Origin of the sequence: Sphingobium mellinum (assembly GCF_037860795.1) — a bacterium.
Taxonomy (GTDB): domain Bacteria; phylum Pseudomonadota; class Alphaproteobacteria; order Sphingomonadales; family Sphingomonadaceae; genus Sphingobium; species Sphingobium mellinum.
The window spans coordinates 69603-83015 of record NZ_JBANRK010000002.1 but is presented as its reverse complement, the minus strand read 5'-3'; the positions used below and the strand labels follow the sequence as shown (position 1 = coordinate 83015).

At 62.0% G+C, this 13413-nt stretch carries 11 protein-coding genes and 1 tRNA gene; 9 read left to right on the top strand and 3 right to left on the bottom strand.

Annotated features, from left to right (window positions below; all coding sequences use genetic code 11):
* Positions 1-5: 5 nt before the first annotated feature.
* Complete coding sequence (dapB, locus tag AAC640_RS04755) at positions 6-770, bottom strand: 4-hydroxy-tetrahydrodipicolinate reductase (RefSeq protein WP_340264964.1); 765 nt, start codon at positions 768-770, stop codon at positions 6-8.
* Between the two features lie 129 nt (positions 771-899).
* On the opposite strand from dapB, the gene AAC640_RS04750 reads away from it, so the two are divergent.
* On the top strand, positions 900-1619 hold the full coding sequence (locus AAC640_RS04750) for an NAD-dependent deacylase (RefSeq protein WP_340264963.1): 720 nt from the start codon (positions 900-902) through the stop codon (positions 1617-1619).
* 2 nt (positions 1620-1621) lie between these two features.
* Here AAC640_RS04750 and AAC640_RS04745 read toward each other — a convergent pair whose 3' ends face one another.
* Both AAC640_RS04745 and AAC640_RS04740 read right to left on the bottom strand, forming a co-directional pair.
* Positions 1622-2632 carry a FecR family protein gene (locus AAC640_RS04745; RefSeq protein ID WP_340264962.1) on the bottom strand — a complete coding sequence of 337 codons (1011 nt, stop codon included), beginning with the start codon at positions 2630-2632 and terminating at the stop codon, positions 1622-1624.
* Complete coding sequence (locus tag AAC640_RS04740) at positions 2550-3155, bottom strand: RNA polymerase sigma factor (protein WP_340264961.1); 606 nt, start codon at positions 3153-3155, stop codon at positions 2550-2552. The genes AAC640_RS04745 and AAC640_RS04740 overlap by 83 nt, the downstream gene beginning before the upstream one ends.
* A 471-nt stretch (positions 3156-3626) precedes the next feature.
* Here AAC640_RS04740 and AAC640_RS04730 point away from each other — a divergent pair.
* The 8 genes from AAC640_RS04730 to topA all read left to right on the top strand — a co-directional run bounded on the left by AAC640_RS04730 (position 3627) and on the right by topA (position 13351).
* A tRNA-Leu gene (locus tag AAC640_RS04730) sits at positions 3627-3711 on the top strand.
* Between the two features lie 69 nt (positions 3712-3780).
* Positions 3781-5385: a trigger factor gene (tig, locus tag AAC640_RS04725; RefSeq protein ID WP_340264959.1), complete on the top strand. Its 1605-nt coding sequence runs from the start codon at positions 3781-3783 to the stop codon at positions 5383-5385.
* Positions 5386-5520: 135 nt separating this feature from the next.
* The gene (locus tag AAC640_RS04720; RefSeq protein ID WP_340264958.1) at positions 5521-6498 is read left to right on the top strand and encodes a glycosyltransferase family 2 protein; all 978 of its coding nucleotides are present in this window, start codon (positions 5521-5523) and stop codon (positions 6496-6498) included.
* A 90-nt stretch (positions 6499-6588) separates the two neighbouring features.
* Positions 6589-7224 carry an ATP-dependent Clp endopeptidase proteolytic subunit ClpP gene (gene clpP, locus AAC640_RS04715; protein WP_340264957.1) on the top strand — a complete coding sequence of 212 codons (636 nt, stop codon included), beginning with the start codon at positions 6589-6591 and terminating at the stop codon, positions 7222-7224.
* Between the two features lie 132 nt (positions 7225-7356).
* On the top strand, positions 7357-8625 hold the full coding sequence (gene clpX, locus AAC640_RS04710) for an ATP-dependent Clp protease ATP-binding subunit ClpX (protein WP_340264956.1): 1269 nt from the start codon (positions 7357-7359) through the stop codon (positions 8623-8625).
* Between the two features lie 387 nt (positions 8626-9012).
* Positions 9013-9627, top strand: coding sequence for a glycerol-3-phosphate 1-O-acyltransferase PlsY (plsY, locus tag AAC640_RS04705; RefSeq protein ID WP_340264955.1), 615 nt, complete (start codon positions 9013-9015; stop codon positions 9625-9627).
* On the top strand, positions 9624-10706 hold the full coding sequence (dprA, locus tag AAC640_RS04700; RefSeq protein WP_340264954.1) for a DNA-processing protein DprA: 1083 nt from the start codon (positions 9624-9626) through the stop codon (positions 10704-10706). Before plsY ends, dprA begins: the two co-directional genes overlap by 4 nt.
* A 74-nt stretch (positions 10707-10780) precedes the next feature.
* A complete protein-coding gene (gene topA, locus AAC640_RS04695) occupies positions 10781-13351 on the top strand; it encodes a type I DNA topoisomerase (protein WP_340264953.1) in 2571 nt (856 codons plus the stop codon).
* The last annotated feature ends 62 nt before the right edge of the window (positions 13352-13413 follow it).

Below are 13413 nucleotides of genomic sequence, written 5' to 3'. Positions count from 1 at the left end.
GGCGGCTAGAGGCCCAGGACGCCTTTCATGTCGTAGCGGCCGGCGCTTTGACCGATGAGCCAGAGCGCAGCCCTGAGTGCACCGCGCGCGAAGATGACCCTGTTTTCCGCGCGGTGACCGATCTCGATGCGTTCGCCTTCAGCGGCGAAGATGACCTGATGATCTCCCGCTACCGATCCTCCGCGTAGCGCAGCGAAGCCGATCGCGCCCTGTACCCGCGCGCCTGTGATGCCGTCGCGGCCACGCTCGCTATGGTCAGCAAGCGTGATGCCCCGCCCCCGCGCGGCCGCTTCTCCAAGCAGTAGTGCCGTGCCGGATGGTGCATCTACTTTATGCCGGTGATGCATTTCGACGATCTCGATATCCCAATCATCCGCAAGGCGTGATGCGGCCTGCTCGACCAGTGCCGCCAACAGGTTGACCCCCAGCGAGGTATTTCCGGTCTGCAGCACCGGAACGGCTTTCGCAGCCTCATCAATCAGCGCATGATGTGCAGGCTCCAGCCCGGTTGTACCGATCAGGATCGGTTTGCGCGCCGCGACCGCGGCATCGAGATGTGCGGCAAGGGCAGCTGGCACGGAAAAATCGATGAGCACGTCGCTCTGTCGGGCCAGGGCGGCGGGGTCGGTGCCGATCCCGATCCCCGGCGCGATCTCTCCCCCGCCGGCCCGATCGACGCCGCCCGCGAGTGTGTGGCCGCTCTCGATCGTTATCTGCGCTATGGCGTGTCCCATGCGACCGGCTGCGCCGAAAATTCCGATGCTGCTCATTTGCGTCCGTTTCCATGCCTGCTCACTGGCCGGGCGATGCCAGAGCCGACCGCGTTTGTCATCCCTTGAGCCAAGGCTCTCTTATCGACAAGAATTACGTCCCGCCAACGGGCACTGAAGGAAAGAGCAATGGAGCTTGCCACAGTCCGCAGCATCGTGATCCTGACGGGCGCAGGAATATCGGCCGAAAGCGGCCTCGCGACGTTTCGGGGCCCCGATGGGCTATGGGAGGGCCATCGGGTCGAGGATGTCTGCACGCCTGAAGCGTTGGCGCGCAACGCCGCACTGGTGCATCGCTTCTATGATGAGCGGCGCGCGCGACTGCAGGACGTAAAGCCCAATGCGGCACATGAGGCACTTGCCGCACTTGATGCCCAATGGCCTGGCGAACTGCTGATCGTGACGCAGAATGTCGACGACCTGCATGAGCGCGCAGGCGCCAGGCGGCTGATCCACATGCATGGGGAACTGTTGTCGGCCCTTTGCGGCCATTGCGGCATTCCCAGGCGCTGGACCGGCGCACTGCGGCCCGGAACCTCCTGCCAAGAGTGCGGCCATGGGCCATTGCGGCCCGACATCGTCTTTTTCGGCGAGATACCCTACGAGATGGAGGCTATCGACCAAGCGCTGCGGCGATGCGACCTGTTCGTATCTATCGGCTCGTCGGGCGCGGTATATCCCGCAGCCGGCTTTGTACAGACGGCCAGCCATCTGGGAGCCAGCACGCTGGAACTCAATCTCGAACCGTCAGCGGGCAGCATCTATTTCGATGAGAGCCGGATCGGAAAGGCAAGCAAGCTGGTGCCGGAATTGGTGCTCAGTCTACTCGCGCGGGACGGTGCGGCTTAAGTTCAGCGATCGGTCGGCAGAGCATCACGATATAGCAGCATGACAGAGCCATCCTCGCCATCCACCGCCCTGATCGGCAGCCCACCCTGTAGCATCGAAAGGAAGGCGTGGCTGTCCGACGTGCGGAACTGTCCCGAGACGCGCAGTGAAGAGACTCGGGTGTCACCGATCAATATCGGTGTCGGCCGGTAGCGGTTGAACTCGCTCGCTGCCTGTTCGACCGTCTGACCATTCAGTTCGACCATCTTCCGCCGCCACGCCGTCCGCTGGCTGATAATCTGTGGGTCAAGGCGCGTAAGGACGAAGCTGCGCGGCTGCAGGATGGCGCCACCGCCGGCGGTGACGCGCTCGGCTCGGTGATTACCGCAAATCAGGCTTACAGTACCCTTCATGACGGTTACTTCGATGAGGGAAGGGCGAAGACGCACATTGAAGGCGGTGCTTGTCGCGCGGAGGAGCGCCGATCGCGCCTCGACCTCGAAAGGTCGCTCTCGGTCAGGCGCGACGTCGAAGGATGCCTCTCCCTTCAGGATGCGAACCTTGCGGCCGTGGTTGGTGAAGCGCACCTCCGCCTCACTGTCGCTGTTGAGATGAAGGACGGACCCGTCGGTCAGGCGCAGATCGCGGATTTCACCGATGCGGGTCTCATAGCGCTCGACGTCGTTGAACGTGCGCACGGTGACGATCGCCGCGACGATGAACAGCAATATCGCTGCCGCAGCGACGATCATTATGTTCCGCGAGAGCCGCCGTTGCTGCTCTTCGCTCACGATTTCCGCGATCGGCGGCAGCGTGACTTCGGCGGCAGCGCTTTTCAGCCGCTCGGCCGCTTCCCAGGCCGCTTCGGCGCGGGCGAACGCTATGGCGTGGCGGGGGTCGGCCTCGACCCAGGCGCAAAGGTCGGTCTCGTCCTGCGGACTGGGGCTATTATTATGCCTGGCCAGCAGGCGCGCGGCTTCCGCCTCGATCGCGTCCCGGCTGTTGCAACTTGACCCTGGTCCCGACGCCTGCACGCTCGAAATCCGTTTCCTCACGTTCCGCCCAGGCTCGCATAACTATCGCGATTGCTTTGGCCAGATGTTTTTCAACTGTAGAAACGGACAGAGCCATCTCCGCCGCTATTTCCTGCATCGATCTCTCATGGATTCGGCGCAGGATAAAGACCCGCCGGCATTGCGGTGGCAGCGATTCCACTATGGTTTCGACCTGGCGAAGGGCTTCGCGGGCGTGCAACTGCACCTCCGCATTGTTTTCGCCCTGCAGCAATTCCAGGTCAGCGATGGTTTCGAAACTGACAACCTTGTTGCGGCGGGCAGCGTCAATCACCAGATTACGGGCGATGGTAAAGAGATAGGCCCGGCCTGTCGTCACATTTTGCCAGTTTTCCGTGGCAAAGGCCCGCGCCATGACTTCGGCGACCATGTCCTCCAGTTCATGCGTGGTGGGAAGTATCCGCCGCAAACGGCCCCTCAGCGCGGCTTCTTGCGGCAATATGACTGTCTTGAACCATTCCAGCTTGGCGCGAATTTGATGCACGTTGACCCCCTTGATGTCAGCCGCGCCTCTCCCGCATTAATTTATCTGTCATAGTTCAATCATGCTTGCAGGGGCCTGTCTAGCCGCTGAAGGGGCGTTCTTGTGCGCCAGCGAAAAAAACTTCTCGTCGTTGCGGATTAGCTGTGGATATGTTGCCGTTCAGTGGGGCGGTAACTCGGGTATGGACCTGCTGGGCTGATCGTAATCGGGGCGTTCCGGCATAAAGCCGGGGGGTTCTCCGCCTGGCGCCTCATCGGGCGCCGCAGGTGGCGGCGTCTCAGGCGGGGATTGCGGCTGGATGGTGTCCGGCGGCGGCACGCTGCTGGGTTCGGGGTCAGGTTGTGTGGCCATGCGTCTCTCCTGTCGAAAGAAAGGCTACGCATCGTAGGCCATGACGGTTCCGGGAGACTTATCCACAATCCCTTGCCTCGCCCTTCGCTTTTCTCTATGCCGCGCCGACCGGCGACCGATGCGGGCGTGGCGAAACTGGTAGACGCGCCAGATTTAGGTTCTGGTATCGCAAGATGTGGGGGTTCGAGTCCCTTCGCCCGCACCAGATGCGCCAGGCCCCGCGTCACTACAGGCGCCAACTGAATTCAGCTGAAGAAAGCGTTTGAGAGAAGAGATGCAGACTGTCGAGACGTTGAACGAGGGCCTGAAGCGCGCCTATACCGTGACCATCACGTCGAAGGACATCGACGCCCGAGTGGAAAAGGAAGTGGCGGCGATCGCGCCGCAGGTGCGTATGCCTGGCTTCCGCCCCGGCAAGGTACCCGCCAACCTCGTCAAGAAGATGCACGGCGAGTCGCTGCAGCGCGAGGCGCTCAACAATTCGATCCAGGAAGGCATTCAGAAGCTGATCGCCGACAACAAGCTGCGTCCCGCGATGCAGCCGTCGGTCGAGCTGGATGAAGGCTTCGAGTTCGGCAAGGATGCCGAGGTGAAGGTCGCGCTCGAAGTGCTGCCCGAAATCGCGGCGCCGAGCATCGAAGGCTTGAAGCTGGAGCGCCTGACCGTCGAAGTGGCCGACGCGCAAATCGATGAGGCCGCTGGCCGTATCGCGACCCAGCAGGGCGCGCTCGAAGAACATGCCGCTTCGCATAAGGCGAAGGATGGCGACACGCTGACCATCGATTTCGTCGGCAAGGTCGATGGCGAAGCCTTTGAGGGCGGTTCGGCCGAAGATGTGAAGCTGAAAATCGGTTCGGGGCAGTTCATCCCCGGCTTCGAAGAGCAGCTGGCCGGCGTCAAGAAGGGTGACGAGAAGACCATCACTGTCACCTTCCCGGAAGATTATGGCGCGGCTCACCTCGCCGGCAAGGAAGCGACGTTCGACATCACCGTCAAGGCGATCCTGAACGCGGACAAGCCCAAACTGGACGACGATTTCGCCAAGTCGCTGGGTCTTGAAGGTCTGGAAAAGCTCAAGGAACTGCTCAAGGCCCAGATCGAGCAGGAACATAATGGCCTCACACGTACCTACATGAAGCGCAAGCTGCTCGATCAGTTGGCCGCTGCCCATGATTTCGACGTGCCGCCCAGCATGGTGGAAGCCGAGTTCGAGCAGATCTGGGCCCAGCTGCAGCACGAAGCCAGCCATGAGGAAGATCCCGAAGCGGCCCTCAAGGAAATGGAGGCGGAGAAGGAAGACTATCGCGCCATTGCGGTGCGCCGCGTCCGCCTGGGTCTGCTTCTGTCCGAAATTGGGCAGGCCAACGGCGTGGTTGTCAGCGATCAGGAGATGAATCGCCTGATCATGCAGGCTGCCCAGCAGTACGGCCCCCAGGATCGTGAGCGCTTCGTGCAATATGTCCGTCAGGACCCGATGGCCGCCGCTCAGCTGCGCGCGCCGCTCTATGAGGACAAGGTCGTCGACTTCCTGTTTGAAAAGGCCGAGATTTCCGACCGCGCCGTGAGCCGTGAAGAGCTGGAAGCCGCGATCGAAGCGGAGGACGGCGACCTGAAGCCGCATGTCCATGGTCCGGGCTGCGGTCATGATCATCATGACGATCAGCCCAAGGCGAAGAAGCCGGCGGCCAAGAAGAAGGCTGCTGAACCGGACGCCGCCGCTCCGGCTGCCGACGCCGCTGAAGAGGTGTCTGCAAAGAAGGCCGCGCCCAAGAAGGCTGCTGCAAAGAAGGACGATTCGGTTGCTGAGGAGGCTGCCCCCGAGGACAAGCCCAAGGCCAGGAAGGCGCCCGCAAAGAAGGCCGCTGCCAAGACTGAGTGAGGCCGTCATAGTTGATTGAGCAAGCGCCCGGCTTCCAGTGGAAGCCCGGGCGCTTTTCAATTTGCGCGCCGAGTGGCAGAGGAAATGTTAATTCGGCTGCGCCATTGCAGGCATCCGGGGTGGAAGGTTGGGCAGATGAAGGAGTATCCGGCGGTGGCAAGCGGGGAGGGGCTTTCAGGCCCGCGCATCGCGGTCATTCTGCCCTGTTATAATGAAGCCGGGGCCATCGTGCAGACGGTCGAGGATTTCCGTCGCGCGCTTCCCTCCGCTGACATTTATGTTTTCGATAATAACAGTACCGACGCCAGCCGCGAACTGGCGGCTGAGGCCGGCGCATTCGTCCGCCGCGTCGCCCAGCAGGGCAAGGGCCATGTGGTTCGGCGGATGTTCGCCGATGTCGATGCCGACATTTATGTCATGGCTGATGGCGACGCGACCTATGAGGCGGCCGCCGCTCCGAAAATGGTCGCCGCCATGCTGGACGACAATCTCGACATGGTTGTGGGTGCGCGCCGGAGCGAGATCGAGGAAGCTTATCGGCGCGGGCACCGCTTCGGCAATTGGGCGCTGACCAGCCTTCTGAAGCGGCTGTTCGGGCGAAGCTTTACGGATATCCTTTCAGGCTACCGCGTCTTTTCCCGTCGCTTTGTCAAAAGCTTTCCCGTCCTGTCGGCAGGCTTTGAGATTGAGACGGAGATCAGCGTTCACGCGCTGGAGCTTGCGATGCCGGTATCGGAGGTGGTCACCGCTTATGGTGCGCGTCCCGAAGGGTCGGTCAGCAAGCTTTCGACCTATCGCGATGGCTGGCGCATCCTGCGGACGATCATCACCCTGTATCGCATCGAACGGCCTATACTCTTCTTCGGCATAATCGCCGCATTGTTAGCCGCGACCGGATTGCTGCTAGCGCTGCCACTGATCCTCACCTATATGCACACCGGCCTGGTGCCGCGCTTTCCCACGGCCGTCCTGGTCACCGGCCTCATGATCCTGGCCACGCTGTCGGGTATGTGCGGCCTGATCCTGGATACAGTCGTTCGCGGGAGGCGGGAGGTTCGGCGGCTCGCATATCTGGCTTTCCGGGCCCCTTCAGATTTTGGCCGCTCGGGCTGACCTCGCGCTTCGCCTTCACAGCCCCCTTGAACCGCCTTGCTTTTGTGCCGATGTAGGGATCGGGCAAAAGCAACCATCCGAAAGAGAAAAATGACCGATTTCATGTCCGATCCCATGGCCGCGCTGGTTCCCATCGTTATCGAACAGTCCAACCGGGGCGAGCGCAGCTTTGACATTTATTCGCGGCTGCTTCGTGAACGGATCATCTTCGTGACTGGCCAGGTAGAGGATCACATGGCCTCGCTGATCGTTGCGCAGTTGCTGTTTCTCGAGTCGGAAAATCCGAAGAAAGACATCTGGATGTACATCAACTCGCCCGGCGGCGTGGTGACGTCCGGCATGGCGATCCACGATACGATGAAATATATCCGGCCGCAGGTCGGTACGGTGTGCATCGGCCAGGCCGCGTCGATGGGCAGCTTCCTGCTCGCCGCCGGTGAACCGGGCAAGAGAATTGCCCTTTCCAACGCGCGGATCATGATCCACCAGCCATCGGGCGGTGCGCAGGGCATGGCGTCGGACATCGAGATTCAGGCGAAGGAAATCCTTCGCATCCGCCAGCGGCTTAACGGCCTTTATGCGAACTATACGGGTCGTCCGCTGGAAGAAATCGAAAGGGCGATGGATCGCGACACGTTCCTTGAAGCGGAGGAAGCCAAGGCTTTTGGCCTTGTGGACGAGGTGTTCGATCGCCGTCCGATGGCTGCGGAAACGGCAGAGGGCTAACATGGATCTTAATCGCGCGCGCCGCTTTCTCCCCTTGTGAAACCGGCGCGACGCGGTCTAGGATGATGCTAGGACCAGATTATCCCTCGCCCGCGGCGGATTTTGCATGAGGCAGGGAAGAAAGATTGGCGAATGACTAAGCTTACGGGCTCCGATTCTAAAAGTACGCTTTACTGCTCCTTCTGCGGCAAGTCGCAGCATGAGGTGCGTAAGCTGATTGCGGGGCCGACCGTGTTCATCTGCGATGAATGCGTGGAATTGTGCAACGACATCATCCGCGAGGAGACCAAGGGTGGTCTTGTCGGCAAGAAGGATGGCGGCGTGCCGACCCCGCAGGAGATCTGCGATGTGCTGGACGATTATGTGATCGGCCAGAACCGGGCCAAGCGTGTTCTTTCCGTCGCGGTCCACAATCATTACAAGCGGCTCAACCACGGCGCCAGACCGGGCGAGGTTGAACTTGCCAAATCCAACATTCTGTTGGTCGGGCCGACCGGCTGCGGCAAAACGCTGCTCGCCCAGACTCTCGCCAAGACGTTTGACGTGCCTTTCACGATGGCTGACGCGACCACCTTGACTGAAGCGGGCTATGTCGGTGAGGATGTCGAGAATATCATTCTTAAGCTGCTCCAGGCCTCGGACTATAACGTCGAGAAGGCGCAGCGTGGCATCGTCTATATCGACGAGATCGACAAGATCAGCCGCAAAGCCGAAAACCCGTCTATCACCCGCGACGTATCGGGAGAGGGCGTGCAACAGGCGCTGCTGAAACTGATGGAAGGCACGACCGCCTCGGTTCCGCCGCAGGGCGGGCGCAAGCACCCGCAGCAGGAGTTCCTTCAGGTCGATACGACCAATATCCTGTTCATCTGCGGCGGCGCGTTTGCCGGTCTGGAAAGGATCATCGGTGACCGTCTGGAGGCCAAATCGATCGGCTTCGGCGCGCATGTTGCAGCGCCTGAAGAGCGCAAGACCGGAGAATTGCTGCGTCAGAGCGAGCCCGAGGATCTGCTGAAATTCGGGTTGATTCCCGAGTTCGTCGGCCGTCTGCCCGTCATAGCGACGCTGGAGGATCTCGACGTGACGGCTCTGGTCAAGATTCTGGTCGAGCCCAAGAACGCGTTGGTGAAGCAATATGCCAAGCTGTTCGACATGGAAAATGTCGAACTTAGCTTTACCGATGATGCGCTGATGGCGATCGCCAGGAAGGCGATCGAGCGCAAGACCGGCGCGCGCGGACTTCGCTCCATTCTCGAGGCGATCCTGCTTGATACCATGTTCGACCTGCCTTCGATGCAGGGTGTGGGCGAGGTGGTCGTGGACAAGGATGTCGTTGCGGGCACGAAGGAGCCGATTCGCGTGTTCAGCGAGAAAGAGAAACGCGCCGAAGACGCGGCCTGAACCCCGCGCGAATGGCTGCTCCGCAACTGTGGAGTTTGTTGTGGACGTCTGCGGGCGTGGGGTTCCTGATGGGAAGGCGCCGGGTTGTCACCCGGGGCAGCCCTTCGCTTATCAAATGCTGCCGATGGGGCGAGCGCATCTAGGCCGCGCTGGTGTATGGCTTTGGCCTGCCAGACCCCCTCAATCGGCTAGCATCTGTGTGCAATGGTGGAAGGTCGGGCTCGTGCCTCTCCGGTCTTTTTGCGAAAAGTGCAGACGGTTTAGGCGCGACGTGATCTTTAAAGATTTCGGTCCGTACGTCTTCGCGCGTCGACAATCACGCACCTTCGCCATTGCCCGGCGCAAACGGCACGCTATGGTCGCGCCCGCAACTATCTCGGCGAGATCATGACCCCTCCCTGGCTAATCCCCGCGTTCGTCCTGCTGCTCGGCTACCTCCTGGGGTCCATTCCCTTCGGCCTGCTGTTGACGCGCTTCACGGGGGTGGGGGACCTGCGCAAGATCGGGTCGGGGAATATCGGCGCCACCAATGTGCTCCGCACCGGACGTAAGGGGCTGGCGGTCGCCACTTTGCTGCTGGACCTGTTCAAAGGTGCCTTGGCTGTGCTGATAGGGGCCGCGCTCGTCGATGGCGGTGGGCCAATGGCGGGCGCGATGGCCTTTATCGGTCACTGCTATCCCGTCTGGCTGCGCTTCGCGGGGGGCAAGGGTGTCGCGACGATGATGGGCGTGGTCACGGCGCTCTATTGGCCTGCAGGGGTAATCTTCGCGATAGTCTGGCTTGGGGCGCTGTTCGGTACGAAATATTCTTCGGTGGGCGGCATCGGGGCTGCCATCAGCGCGCCTGTCGCCATGGGGCTTCTGGGACGTATCGACCTGGTGCCGGTAGCGTTGGCACTGGCGCTGATAGTGGTGTGGCGGCATCGCGCAAATATCAGGCGGCTCGCCAAGGGCGTCGAGCCAAAGGTCGGTGGGTCAAAGGCGAAAGTATCCGCGGAATGACCGAACAGGAGCGGTTCGACCGCTTGCGCCTGATACGTTCACCACGCATCGGACCCATCACTTTTCGGCAGTTGATTGCGCGCTTTGGCTCAGCAGGCGAGGCGTTGCGCGCCGTGCCACATCTTGCCGCGCGAGGGGGCGGTGATGCCACCGTCGCGGATCCCGCCGAGATCGATAAGGAAATTGGGCGCAGCCGAGGTCTTGGCGCGCGCTATCTGCTGATGGGTGACCGGGACTTTCCGTCATTGCTCGACGACATGGACGGCGCGCCGCCCGCGCTGATTGTGCGCGGCGACGTCGCACTGGTGGCGCGGCAATGCATTGCCATGGTGGGAGCGCGGAATGCATCGGCCGCAGCCTGCCGTCTGGCGCGCAGCATGGCTCAGGAACTGGGGGAGCGCGGCGGTGTGGTGGTGTCTGGGCTCGCGCGAGGTATAGACACGGCCGCGCATCAGGGTTCGATCCGCACGGGAACAATTGGCGTCATCGCATGCGGCATCGATGTGGTCTTTCCGCCCGAAAATGCGGCTTTGCAGGAGCAGGTCGCCGCTGAGGGCCTGCTCGTGACGGAACATGCGCCGGGAACGCAGCCTTTGGCCCGGCATTTCCCCGCTCGGAACCGGATCATCGCGGGGCTTGCGGCCGGCACGGTCGTGGTGGAGGCTGCACCGAAGTCGGGATCACTGATCACGGCGCGCCTGGCTGGGGAGGCGGGGCGAGAAGTGATGGCGGTGCCTGGCTCCCCGCTCGACCCCCGCGCCCAAGGCTGCAATCAATTGATCCGCGAGGGTGCGACCCTGGTTCAGAATGGCGCGGATGTCATGGAGGCGGTGGGAACGATCGATCCGCGCATGGTGCGGCAGGGCAGCCTGGACTTCGCCGGAGAGCCTGTGTCGTCCGACGTCACCGCCGGTGATAGGGCTGAGGTTGCTGGCTTGCTTGGACCAGCGCCAGTCCCTGTTGACGAGTTGATCCGCCTGTCCGGCCTCAGTCCGGCGGTTGTGCAGACCGTCCTGCTGGAACTCGAACTCGCGGCTCGGCTGGAGCGGCATGCAGGAGGCCGGGTAAGCCTGTCATGATGGCCTTGACGTTGGACCTTTACGCCTACCAGACTCGCGCGTGTACGCGAGAGCACTCAATTATCGGGGCATGAATGCAGCTTGTCATCGTTGAATCGCCGGCCAAGGCGAAGACCATTGAAAAATATCTGGGCGGCGATTTCCACGTCCTCGCCAGCTATGGCCATATCCGTGACCTGCCGGCCAAGGACGGATCGGTGGATCCTGACAACGGCTTCGCCATGTCGTGGGAAAATTATGGCGACAAGGGGAAGCAGTTGAAGGCCATCGCTGATGAGGCGAAGAAGGCCGATCGGCTGATCCTGGCGACCGACCCCGACCGGGAGGGGGAAGCCATAAGTTGGCATGTGCAGGAAGTGCTGCGCGCCAAGAAGGCATTGCCGCAGAAGGTCGATCGCGTGACTTTCAACGCGATTACAAAGCAGGCGGTCACCGAAGCCATGGCGCAGCCGCGCGCATTGGACGAAGATCTGATCGACGCATATCGCGCTCGGCGGGCGCTCGACTATCTGGTGGGCTTCACCCTCTCGCCGGTGCTGTGGCGCAAGCTGCCCGGCGCGAAGTCGGCGGGCCGGGTGCAGTCGGTTGCGCTGCGCCTGGTAGTGGAGCGCGAGCGCGAAATCGAGAGTTTCGTGCCTCAGGAATATTGGTCCGTCGCGGCCGAGATGGAACAGGGTGGTCAGGGCTTCACCGCACGGCTTGTCCGCTGGAAGGGCGAGAAGATCGATCGCTTGACCATCGGCAGGGAAGGCGATGCCATGGCCGCGAAGGCCGATGTTGAGGCGGGGCGCTTCACCGTCGAGAAGGTTGAGACCAAGCCGCTTACACGCAATCCCCCGCCACCGTTCACCACGTCGACGCTTCAGCAGGAGGCCGCACGCAAGCTCGGCTTCTCTGCCAGCCACACGATGCGGATCGCCCAGCAGCTCTACGAAGATGGTGCGATTACCTACATGCGTACGGATGGCGTGCAGATGGACGGCAGCGCCATCTCTGCCGCGCGCAAGGCGATCGCGGAGCGGTACGACGGCGGTTACCTGCCCGAAAAGCCCCGTCAGTATCAGACAAAGGCCAAGAATGCGCAGGAAGCGCACGAGGCGATACGCCCGACCGAATTCGGGCGTGACAAGGTGGGCTCTGGCGACCATGCGCGGCTCTACGACCTCATCTTCAAGCGGGCTCTGGCGAGCCAGATGGCATCGGCTCGGTTGGAGCGCACGACAGTCGATCTGGTGGACGGCACCGGACAACACGCGCTGCGCGCCACGGGGCAGGTGGTGATCTTCCCCGGCTTCCTCGCGCTTTACGAGGAAGGCCGCGACGACAGCGACGATGACGATTCCAGGCTGCTGCCCCGCATGGCCCAGGGCGACACGCCGGCGAGGAAGAAGGTCATCGCCGAGCAGCATTTCACCCAGCCCCCACCGCGCTATTCCGAAGCCTCGCTGGTCAAGAAGCTGGAGGAATTGGGCATCGGGCGGCCCTCCACCTATGCGTCTACCCTGCAGGTGCTCAAGGACCGCGACTATGTGCGGATCGAGAAGAACCGCTTCTTTGCGGAAGAGAGCGGGCGGCTGGTGACAGCCTTCCTCGAACGCTTCTTCGAACGCTACGTGTCCTATGACTTTACCGCGGGGCTGGAGGAGGAACTGGACGATATCTCCGGCGGACGCGCGCAGTGGCAGGCGGTGCTGGAAGCATTTTGGAAGGATTTCAAGCCCAAGACGGCCGAAGTGATGGATCAGAAGCCGTCGGACATCACGGCGGAGTTGGACAAGTTCCTGGAACCGATGCTCTTCCCGCCACGAGCGGATGGGGGCAACCCGCGTGCCTGTCCGCTGTGTGCCGACGGGCAGCTATCGCTGCGCGGCGGGCGTTTCGGAGCTTTTATCGCCTGCTCCAATTATCCCGAGTGCAAATATACACGGAAGTTTGGTCAGCCCGGCGGCAGCGAAGGGGACGAGGCTACGGGGCCGGAGATATTGGGCCAGCATCCCGAAACCGGGCAGGACATTGTCAAAAAATCTGGCCGCTTCGGCCCCTATATTGAAATGGGCGAGGGCAAGGAGGCCAAGCGCGGGTCCATCCCGCGTGATCTGCCCGATGGAGAGCTGACGCTGGAATGGGCGGTGAAGCTGCTCAGCCTGCCGCGCGAGGTTGGGCTGCATCCTGAAACGGGTAAGCCCATTGTTGCGAATATCGGCCGCTTCGGACCCTATCTGTTGCACGACGGTAAATACGGGCGCCTGTCCTCGACTGCCGAAATTTTCGAGGTCGGCATGAACAGCGCGGTCGCCAAACTGGCGGACGCGGCAAATCGGGGAGGGCGGGGCGCGTCATCGCGTGAACCCCTCAAGGTTCTGGGCAAGCATCCTCGCACCGAGGGCGAAATCAAGCTGATGGCGGGGCGCTACGGGCCCTATGTCACGGACGGCACGACTAATGCGACGCTGCCCAAGACGATCGAGCAGGATGCGCTGACTCTGGAAGAGGCTGCGCAGCTCATCGACGCGCGGGCAGCGGCAGCACCGGCCAAAAAGGGAAAGAAGGCGCCCGCCAAGAAAGCGGCGGCGAAAAAGCCCGCAGCCAAGAAGACGCCGACCAAAAGGGCACCGGCCAAGAAGAAGGTGGCGCCGGCGGAATGAGCCGGTTCACCTCCCGAAAGAGCGGCTCTGCCTATTAGCGAAGAACAGGCTTCGCCAGGCTG

What these genes read in the sequence shown, in the direction of transcription:
- dapB (WP_340264964.1), bottom strand. Translation starts at nt 770, where the DNA reads ATGAGCAGCATCGGAATTTTCGGCGCAGCCGGTCGCATGGGACACGCC.
- AAC640_RS04750 (WP_340264963.1), top strand. Translation starts at nt 900, where the DNA reads ATGGAGCTTGCCACAGTCCGCAGCATCGTGATCCTGACGGGCGCAGGA.
- tig (WP_340264959.1), top strand. Translation starts at nt 3,781, where the DNA reads ATGCAGACTGTCGAGACGTTGAACGAGGGCCTGAAGCGCGCCTATACC.
- AAC640_RS04720 (WP_340264958.1), top strand. Translation starts at nt 5,521, where the DNA reads ATGAAGGAGTATCCGGCGGTGGCAAGCGGGGAGGGGCTTTCAGGCCCG.
- clpP (WP_340264957.1), top strand. Translation starts at nt 6,589, where the DNA reads ATGACCGATTTCATGTCCGATCCCATGGCCGCGCTGGTTCCCATCGTT.
- clpX (WP_340264956.1), top strand. Translation starts at nt 7,357, where the DNA reads ATGACTAAGCTTACGGGCTCCGATTCTAAAAGTACGCTTTACTGCTCC.
- plsY (WP_340264955.1), top strand. Translation starts at nt 9,013, where the DNA reads ATGACCCCTCCCTGGCTAATCCCCGCGTTCGTCCTGCTGCTCGGCTAC.
- dprA (WP_340264954.1), top strand. Translation starts at nt 9,624, where the DNA reads ATGACCGAACAGGAGCGGTTCGACCGCTTGCGCCTGATACGTTCACCA.
- topA (WP_340264953.1), top strand. Translation starts at nt 10,781, where the DNA reads ATGCAGCTTGTCATCGTTGAATCGCCGGCCAAGGCGAAGACCATTGAA.